Source organism: Sinomonas halotolerans (assembly GCF_039615075.1).
Taxonomy (GTDB): Bacteria; Actinomycetota; Actinomycetes; order Actinomycetales; family Micrococcaceae; genus Sinomonas; species Sinomonas halotolerans.
The window spans coordinates 96820-105045 of the sequence record NZ_JBDFRB010000011.1 but is presented as its reverse complement, the minus strand read 5'-3'; the positions used below and the strand labels follow the sequence as shown (position 1 = coordinate 105045).

At 71.5% G+C, this 8226-nt stretch carries 9 protein-coding genes; 5 read left to right on the top strand and 4 right to left on the bottom strand.

What is annotated here, in order from left to right:
* Window positions 1–221: 221 nt before the first annotated feature.
* The 4 genes from ABCQ75_RS12520 (at window position 222) to ABCQ75_RS12505 (ending at window position 3675) form a co-directional block, all read left to right on the top strand.
* Window positions 222–551, top strand: a complete 330-nt coding sequence (locus tag ABCQ75_RS12520; RefSeq protein WP_345883781.1) for a helix-turn-helix domain-containing protein — start codon at window positions 222–224, stop codon at window positions 549–551.
* Window positions 548–1402 carry an IS3 family transposase gene (locus ABCQ75_RS12515; protein ID WP_345883780.1) on the top strand — a complete coding sequence of 285 codons (855 nt, stop codon included), beginning with the start codon at window positions 548–550 and terminating at the stop codon, window positions 1400–1402. Before ABCQ75_RS12520 ends, ABCQ75_RS12515 begins: the two co-directional genes overlap by 4 nt.
* Window positions 1403–1501: 99 nt before the next feature.
* Window positions 1502–2740, top strand: coding sequence for an AMP-binding protein (locus ABCQ75_RS12510; protein ID WP_345885699.1), 1239 nt, complete (start codon window positions 1502–1504; stop codon window positions 2738–2740).
* Between the two features lie 53 nt (window positions 2741–2793).
* A complete protein-coding gene (locus ABCQ75_RS12505) occupies window positions 2794–3675 on the top strand; it encodes a 1,4-dihydroxy-2-naphthoate polyprenyltransferase (RefSeq protein WP_345885698.1) in 882 nt (293 codons plus the stop codon).
* A 10-nt stretch (window positions 3676–3685) separates the two neighbouring features.
* On the opposite strand, the gene ABCQ75_RS12500 is transcribed toward ABCQ75_RS12505, so the two are convergent.
* Window positions 3686–4075 (bottom strand): DUF4229 domain-containing protein, encoded by a 390-nt coding sequence (locus ABCQ75_RS12500; protein WP_345885697.1) that lies wholly within the window; start codon window positions 4073–4075, stop codon window positions 3686–3688.
* A 25-nt stretch (window positions 4076–4100) separates the two neighbouring features.
* Here ABCQ75_RS12500 and ABCQ75_RS12495 point away from each other — a divergent pair, with 25 nt between their 5' ends.
* A complete protein-coding gene (locus tag ABCQ75_RS12495; RefSeq protein WP_345885696.1) occupies window positions 4101–4367 on the top strand; it encodes a PLDc N-terminal domain-containing protein in 267 nt (88 codons plus the stop codon).
* A 219-nt stretch (window positions 4368–4586) separates the two neighbouring features.
* Here ABCQ75_RS12495 and ccsB read toward each other — a convergent pair whose 3' ends face one another.
* The 3 genes from ccsB to ABCQ75_RS12480 are packed head-to-tail and all read right to left on the bottom strand — an operon-like array spanning window position 4587 to window position 8226.
* Window positions 4587–5726 carry a c-type cytochrome biogenesis protein CcsB gene (ccsB, locus tag ABCQ75_RS12490; RefSeq protein ID WP_427916097.1) on the bottom strand — a complete coding sequence of 380 codons (1140 nt, stop codon included), beginning with the start codon at window positions 5724–5726 and terminating at the stop codon, window positions 4587–4589.
* The gene (gene resB / locus ABCQ75_RS12485; RefSeq protein WP_345885695.1) at window positions 5723–7468 is read right to left on the bottom strand and encodes a cytochrome c biogenesis protein ResB; all 1746 of its coding nucleotides are present in this window, start codon (window positions 7466–7468) and stop codon (window positions 5723–5725) included. Before resB ends, ccsB begins: the two co-directional genes overlap by 4 nt.
* Window positions 7468–8226: a cytochrome c biogenesis CcdA family protein gene (locus ABCQ75_RS12480; protein ID WP_345885694.1), complete on the bottom strand. Its 759-nt coding sequence runs from the start codon at window positions 8224–8226 to the stop codon at window positions 7468–7470. The genes resB and ABCQ75_RS12480 overlap by 1 nt, the downstream gene beginning before the upstream one ends.

The following is an 8226-nucleotide window of genomic DNA, read 5'->3' as shown; positions in this document are numbered from 1 at the left end:
TGAACTGCTCCCGGGAAGTTGGACCGTGAAATTCCGTTCCGTCTTCTGGGGAGCAGTGCATGCGTGTGGAGAGTTCGTTGTCCGTGGGGCAGCGGTCGGCGGCTGTAGCTTTGTTCGAGCAGGGTCTCGCTGATCGTGCCGCGGCGACGCGGCTGGGGGTGTCCCGGTGGCCGGTGCAGCGGCTGTATCGGCGTTGGGTGATCCGTGGCAGAGGAGCGCTGGTGGCCAAGACGACGAAGCGGTCGTACTCGTTCGAGCTGAAGCTGGCGGTGGTGAAGGGCTACCTCGCGGGCGCGGGCTCTGCTGCGGCCTTGGCCAGGGAGCATGGCCTGTCCTCCGGGAAGCTGGTCGAGGCGTGGGCACGCGCGTTCCGGGACGGCGGTGAGGACGCGCTGCGGCCCCGGCCCAGGGGCCGTCCGGCCCGGGCCGGCGGCGCCGCCGCGGGCGAGCTGACCGAGCTGGAGCGGCTGCGGGCGGAGAACGAGCGGCTGCAGGCTGAGAACGCCTACCTGAAAAAATTGCGGGCCTTGAGGGCGCACGGACGGCAGTGAAGGCCCACGCTGTCGCCTCCCTCAAGGCCGAGCACCGCCTGCCGGTGCTGCTCGAGGTGGCCGGGCTTGCCCGGTCGACGTTCTTCTACCATCAGGCCAGGCTCGACCGGGCGGACCCCCGGGCCGGCCTCAAGGACGCGGTCCGGGCGGCGTTCGAGGCCGCGCGCGGACGCTACGGGCACCGCAGGGTGCACCGGGAGCTCGTCAAGGCCGGCTGGCAGGTGGCCAAGAAGACGGTGCTGGAGCTCATGCGCCAGCTCGGCCTGGCCTGCCACGTCCGCCGGAAACGCCGCTACGCCTCCTACCGGGGCGAGGCCGGCCCGGTCGCAGAGAACATCATGGACCGCCAGTTCAGCGCCGAGTCCCCGAACCAGAAGTGGGTCACCGACGTGACCGAGTTCCGGGTCGGCAACGACAAGCTCTACCTGTCCCCGGTCATGGACCTGTTCAACCGCGAGATCATCGCCTACTCCACCGGCCGATCACCGAACCTGCAGCTGGCCACCTCGTCACTGCGCCAGGCACTCACCGCCCTAGGGCCCGGGGAACATCCGGTCGTGCACTCCGACCAGGGGTTCCAGTACCAGCACCGCACCTGGCGGAAGCTGCTCGCCGACGCCGGCGCCACACAGTCGATGTCCCGCAAGGGCAACTGCTTCGACAACGCCGTGATCGAGAACTTCTTCGGCCACCTCAAGGAAGAGTGCTTCCACCACGTCCGCTACCTCAGCATCGAGGCACTCGAGCACGCCCTGCACGACTACATCCGCTGGTACAACAACGAACGCACCTCGCAACGGCTCCAGGGCCTGAGCCCGGTCGAATACCGCGCACAGGCCCTGCCCGCCTAGGATCTCAATAAACCAGTCCAACTATCGGGGACCAGTTCACATCCGACCGCCAGGGACCCCGCATCCGACCGCCAGGGACCCCGCAACGAGAGGCGTACCGTGAACCTCAGCCCCGTGCTCTCAGCGCTCGCCGCGGCACTCGCCGAGGAGGGCCCCGCGGTCGAGTTCGGCCCCGCGGTCCAGCCTGCGCCCCCGACCGGCACAGCGCCGGCCCCCTCGGACGACGCCGCGTGGCGGCTCTGGCGGCCCAGCGAGGCCGCCGCCTCGCTGCCGGAGGGGACGGCCGTCGTCGTGCGCACCTCGGGTTCCACGGGCGCGCCCAAGGCCACCGCGCTCACGGTCGACGCCCTCGCGGCGTCCTCCGCGGCCACCGCGACCGCGCTGCGCGGCGAGGGCCAGTGGCTGCTCGCCCTCCCGCTCGAGTACGTGGCAGGCGTGCAGGTGCTCGTGCGCTCGCTCTTCGCCGGCACGCGGCCGTGGGCGATGGACCTCTCGGACGGATTCACGCCCGGGGCGTTCGCGGACGCGGCAGAGCAGCTCACGGACCCGGTCCGCTTCACCTCGCTCGTGCCCACGCAGCTGCGCCGCCTCCTCGACGACGGCTCGGCCCGCGTCATGGCCGCGCTCGCCCGCTTCGACGCCGTCCTCGTGGGCGGCGCGCCCATGCCGCCGGGGCTGCTCGAGCGGGCGCGGGCCGCAGGGGTCACCGCCGTCGCCACCTACGGCTCGGCGGAGACGTGCGGCGGGTGCGTCTACGACGGCGAGCCCCTCCCCGGCGTCGAGGTGCGGCTCGTCGAGGGCCGCGTGTGGCTGGGCGGGGACGTGGTCGCGGCCGGGTACGTGGGCGATCCGGAGCGCACCGTCGAACACTTCTGCGCCGACGAGGACGGCCGCCGCTGGTACGTCAGCTCCGATGTGGGCGAGTGGGGCGAGGACGGCCGCCTGCACATCCTGGGCCGGGTGGACGACGTCGTCATCACGGGCGGCGTCAAGGCCTCCGCCGCGCGCGTCGCGGCCGAGATCGGATCCCTCCCGGGCGTGCGGGAGGCGTTCGTGGCCGGGGTGGACGACGCCGAGTGGGGCCAGGCGCTCGCCGTCGCCGTGGCGCTCGCCCCGGGGGCGACGGCGCAGGCCGTGGAGGCGGACGCCGTCGTGCGCCTGGGCCGCCTCACCCCGAAGGTGTGGGCCGTCCTCGAGTCGCTCCCGCACCTGCCCAACGGAAAGCCCGACCGCCTCGCGCTCATGGCGCTCCTCGAATCGCTCAGCGCCGACACGGCCAGCGGGAGCGGACGCGGAGCCGGCGGGAAAAGCCACAATGGGGGCCCTCAGGCACCATGAGGCACGCAACCGTCCCCGTCCCCATCACCGACCAGATACAGAGGATCGAACCTGTGGCAACGTTCGCACAGTGGATCTCCGGGTCCCGCCCGAGGACGCTCCCGATGGCGGTGGCGCCCGTGCTGATCGGCAGCGCTGCGGCCTACGGGCTCGGCTCCTTCAAGCCCGTCAACGCGCTGCTCGCCGCGGCCGTGGCGGTCCTGCTCCAGATCGGGGTCAACTACGCCAACGACTACTCGGACGGGATCCGCGGCACCGACGACGAAAGGGTGGGCCCGTTCCGCCTCACGGGATCCCGCGCCGCCGCCCCGGCGGCGGTCAAGCGCGCGGCCTTCCTTGCCTTCGGCGCCGCGATGGTGTGCGGGCTCGTGCTCGTGGTCCTCTCGCAGACGTGGTGGCTCCTGCTGGTCGGGGCCGGGTGCGTCATGGCCGCCTGGGGGTACACGGGCGGGAAGAACCCTTACGGGTACCTCGGGCTCGGGGACGTGTTCGTGTTCGTCTTCTTCGGGCTCGTGGCCACACTCGGCACCACGTACACGCAGGCGGGCACGCTGAGCCCCGAGGCCTGGGCGGGCGCCGTGGGAACGGGCCTCATCGCGGACGCCCTCCTCATGGCGAACAACGTCCGCGACATCCCCACCGACCGGACCTCGGGCAAGCGCACGCTTGCGGTGCGGCTCGGCGACTCGCGGGCGCGCAAGGCCTACGTGCTCATGCTCGCGGTCGCCATGATGACCGCGATCGTGATCGCCCCGTGGAACCCGTGGATGGTGATCGTGCTCCTGCTCGTGCCGGCTTGCCTCACCCCTGCATGGCTCATGCTCGGCGGCCGCCGCGGGAAGCGGCTCATACCCGTGCTGCAGCAGACCGGGTTCATCAACCTCGGCTACGCCGCGCTGTTCTCGCTCGGGATCGTGCTCGGGACGGCACTCTAGGGGCGGCCCTCTACGGGCGGCCCTGGTCCGCCTCAGGCTCCTCGCGCGGCGGCTGTGACGACTGCTCCGGAGAACGCGGCGCCTGCTCCTGGGCGCCCGGCGCCTCCTGGACCGGGTGCTGCGGGGCGCCTGCGGAGCGCTGCGCGTCGTCGAGCGCATCCTCGGCCTGGGCGTCCTCGACCTCGCGGCTCGTGCGCACCTGCTTGCGGCCGCCGAACACCTCCCCCACCTCCGCGGCGGCGCGGTCGCGCTCACGCCGCAGGAACAGGTAGCTCACCGCGAAGGCGATGGCCGCTGCGTACACCGCTGAGAGGATCACGCCGATCCCGAGGGCGAGGAAGACCCCGAAGGGGACCACGAAGAGCACGGTGCGGAGCAGGAAGTACTTGAGGGAATCCACTGGACGAGTTTACTAAAATGGATCTATGCTCCGCGTTCTGCCGTACATCATCGTCCTCGCCCTGTGGCTCTACGGGATGGTTGACTGCGCGCTCAGCGACCGCCGCGGCGTGCGCGGGGGACTGAGCAAGACCGTCTGGTTCCTCATCACCGTCCTGCCGGCCGTGGGCACGGCCCTGTGGTTCTTGTTCGGCCGGCCGCGCAGCTCCACTCCTCCGCCTCCCGCGGGCACGCAGAGGGGCCGCCGCCCGGTGGCACCGGACGACGACCCCGACTTCCTGCGCGGCCTCTGACTCCGCCTGCGCCCCGATCTGACTCGGCCTGCTCCCCGATGGGGTGACCGCTCTCGGGCGAGATGGCCGTTCTCCTGCGGGATGGTCCCTTTCGACGCGTCCAGAGGGACCATCTCGCAGCAAGAGGACCATCTCGGCGTACGGCCCGGCCCGGCCAGCCGATGCCCGGCCAGCCGACGCCCCGTCAGCCGACGGCCGGCCAGCCGACGCCCGCCCGGCTCAGAGCCCCGCGTACGAGTGCAGGCCCGAGAAGTACATGTTCACCACAGTGAAGTTGAAGATGAGGCACGCGTAGCCGACGATCGAGAGCCACGCCGCACGGGCACCGGTCCAGCCGCGCGTGGCCCGCGCGTGCAGGTACGCCGCGTAGACCACCCAGATCACGAAGCTCCACACTTCCTTCGTGTCCCAGCCCCAGAACCGGCCCCACGCCTTCTCGGCCCAGATCGCGCCGAACATGACCGTGAGGGTCCAGCCCACGAACGCGATCGTGTTGATCCGGTAGGCGAGCGTCTCGAGGGTCAGGGCACTGGGCACGAGCCGCATGAACCCGCCCCGGTCCGCCCCGCCCGCGGCGATGCGCGCCTCGCGGCGGCCTTGGATGAGCTGGAGCACTGCCATGGAGAACGTGAGCGTGAACAGCGCTGAGGAGAGCACGGCGATCGAGACGTGGATGATGAGCCAGTAGCTCTGCAGCGCCGGGACGAGGTGGCCCACCGGGGTCCAGAACGAGACAGCGGCCGCGACCATCATGACGGTCGCGAGCCCGAGCACGAACGTACCGAGGAAGCGCAGGTCCCGCTTGATGAGGACCACGAGGAACACCGCGACGACCAGTAGCGCGCCCGTCGTGCAGAACTCGTACATGTTGCCCCACGGGACCCGCCCCGCAGCGAGGCCGCGGGTGAGCACGCCCGCCGCGTGGATCGCGAGACCCAGCACGCTCAGCGCCACGCCGGTCCGGGCGGCCCTGCGCGTGCCCGTGTAGGCGAGCCCCGGGTCCGCCACGACCGCGCCCGCCCCCGGCACCGCGCCCTCACCTGCCGTGCCGTTCCCTGCCGTGCCGTTCCCTGCCGTGCCGGCGTCTGCGGACGACGCCGCCGCCCCCGTCCCGCTCCCGACCGCGGCCGCCGCGGCCGCCGGCTCGAGCGCACGCTCGGCCCACGCAGCAGAGGACGCGTCCCGGGCCCCGGGGGCGCGGCGCCCCTCGGACCGAGCAGCGTCTGCGCGGGCAGTCCTGCCGCCGCTCGTGGCCATGTCCCAGGCGAAGGCGAGGAATGCGACCGTGTAGGTCCCGGCGGCCAGGAGCATGAACAGCTCGCTGTACGCGGCGAAAGTCTCGTTGATCTGGAACATCATGTGTCCTTCTGGGTGGTGTTCGTGGTGCTGGACGGCGCGGCCCCGGCGGGAGCCGGACCAGCGGATTGCGCCGCCGGGCTGCCTGTGGTGCCCCACGCCTCAGCGAGGGCCTCGCGCACGGCCCTCCCCTCGGCGTCGAGCCCGTGGTCCTCGCCGCGGGCGAGCACGCCGTATTCGACCATGGTGCGGCCGTCCTCGTGGCGGCCCGCCCGGATCCAGAGCCGGCGACGGCTGAGGAAGAGCGAGACCACGAGGCCGGCGAGCGAGAAGAGGGCGAAGACGAGCGCGCCGACCTGACCGGGATTGTGGTGGATGTCGAGCGCAACGAAGCGCTTGAGCCCGTCGAAGCTGATCGAGCCCTGCCCGTCCGGGAGCTTGTACGTCTCGCCCGCACCGAGCACGATCCCGCCCGCGGGCTTGTCGCGCCCGTTGACCTGGGTGAGCTTCCCGACGTCCAGCGCGTAGACGTTCTGCGGGGTCCCGGCGTCGAGGCCGAGGTCGCCCACGTAGGAGTTGAGGTTGAGCTGGACGTTGAGGGGATCAGGGTCGGCGCTGTAGGACACGCCGTCCTGGCCCTCCACCGAGGTCGGCAGGAAGAAGCCCACGAACCCCAGCTGCTTGGGCCGGGCGTCCGGGGCCTTGATGACGACCGTCGAGGTGTACACGGCATCGGTCGGGATCGACGGCACGGGGCCCTGGAAGGCGATGCTGCCGTCGCCGCCGCGCACGGTGACCACCGGGGCGTAGCCGTTGCCCACGAGGTACACGCTCGTCCCGCCGATCGTCACCGGGTCGTTGACCTTGAGGATCCGCTGCCGGGCCTCGGCGTCCGGGCCGTCCTTCGTGGTGAGGTAGCCCGTGAAGTCGAGCGGCTGGCCGAACTGGCGCTCGGACTCGCGGTCGTAGCGGACCTCGAACTTGTCCAGCTGGAGCGAGTACGGCTCGAGCCAGCCCGAGTTGAAGTTCGTCCCGGGGGTGAAGGTGTCATAGCCCACGAGGGTGTTGACGAACGTCTCGCCCTCCACGAGCGTGCGCTGGCCGCTGTAGCCGAACAGCCCGCCCACGGCGACCGACACGAGCACGCCCACGAGCCCAGTGTGGAAGCAGAGGTTCCCGAGCTCCTTGAGGTATCCCTTCTCGGCACCCACCGACGGGAAGCCACGGGAGCCTGCCCCCGAGCCTGCCGCCTCCGCGCCGCCCTCCGCGGCGGGGCGGACGTCCACGCGGTAGCCGCGACGGGCGAGGACCGCGGCGGCCTCGCGCACGGCGTCCTCAGGGTCGAGCGCCTTCTCGGCCGGGACCACGAGCGTGCCGTACACCGGCAGGCGGGAGAGCCGCGCTGGGGTGCGCGGCGGCTTCGAGCGCCACGCCTTCCAGTGCGCCCGCGCGCGCGGGATGATGCAGCCGATCAACGAGATGAACAGGAGCAGGTAGACCGCGGAGAACCAGACGGACGAGTAGACGTCGAACATCTGGAGCGCGTCGAGGACCGGCCCGTAGTCGGGGTGGTCCTTGAGGTACTGGGTGACCACCGCCGGGTTGGCGGGCCGCTGCGGGAAGAGCGATCCCGGCACGGCAGCAACGGCGAGCAGGAGCAGGAGGAAGAGCGCGGTCTTCATGCTCGTCAGCTGGGTCCAGGCCCAGCGGAGCATGCCGAGCACGCCGAGGGAGGGGAGCACGACGCCGTCGCGCGCCTTCTCATCCTGGCCCGGCTCGCGCTGGAGGTTCTTCGGATCACTCATCAGACGGGCAGCTCCACGGTTCCGATCCAGATCTGCAGCTGGCTGATCCAATGGGTCCACACGCCGGAGACCATGAGGACGCCCACGAGGATCAGCATGCCGCCGCCGGAGGCCTGGAGGGCCCGGCGGTACTTCTTGAAGAACGCCAGGGCGCCCAGCCCGCGCCGCACACCGAGGGCGATCAGCACGAACGGGATGCCGAGGCCCAGGCAGTACACGAGCGTGAGGAACGCTCCCTTGTACGCGGTGGCGCCCTCGGAGAACGCGAGGAGCTGGACGGCGGCGAGTGTGGGGCCGATGCACGGTACCCAGCCGAGCCCGAATGTCATGCCCAGCAGCGGCGCACCCCACAGCCCGGCGGGCGGGCGGGCATGGACCCGGGCCTCGCGCTGGAAGATGCCGAGGCCTCCCATGAACACGATCCCCATGAGGACGACCACGATTCCGAGCACCTGGGTGAGCCAGCCGGCCGAGATCGCGAGCCAGGAGCCGAGCTGGCCGAACACCGCGCCGGTCGCGACGAAGACGGCGGTGAAGCCCAGGACGAACAGGCCGATCCCGAGCACCATGCGGCCGCGGCGCTGCTTCTCCAGGTCCACGCCGGTCAGGCCGGTCACGTACCCGAGGTAGCCGGGGACGAGCGGGAGCACGCAGGGGGAGAGGAAGGAGACGAGGCCCGCGAGGAGGGCCACGGGCAGGGCCGCCAGGAGCGATCCGTTGAGGACCGTGTCGCTGAACGCGTTCGCGGGGACCCCCAC

Excerpts from the sequence above, each read along its gene's own strand:
- ABCQ75_RS12495 (WP_345885696.1), top strand. The coding sequence starts at position 4,101 with ATGCTCCGCGTTCTGCCGTACATCATCGTCCTCGCCCTGTGGCTCTAC.
- ccsB (WP_427916097.1), bottom strand. The coding sequence starts at position 5,726 with ATGATGTTCCAGATCAACGAGACTTTCGCCGCGTACAGCGAGCTGTTC.
- resB (WP_345885695.1), bottom strand. The coding sequence starts at position 7,468 with ATGAGTGATCCGAAGAACCTCCAGCGCGAGCCGGGCCAGGATGAGAAG.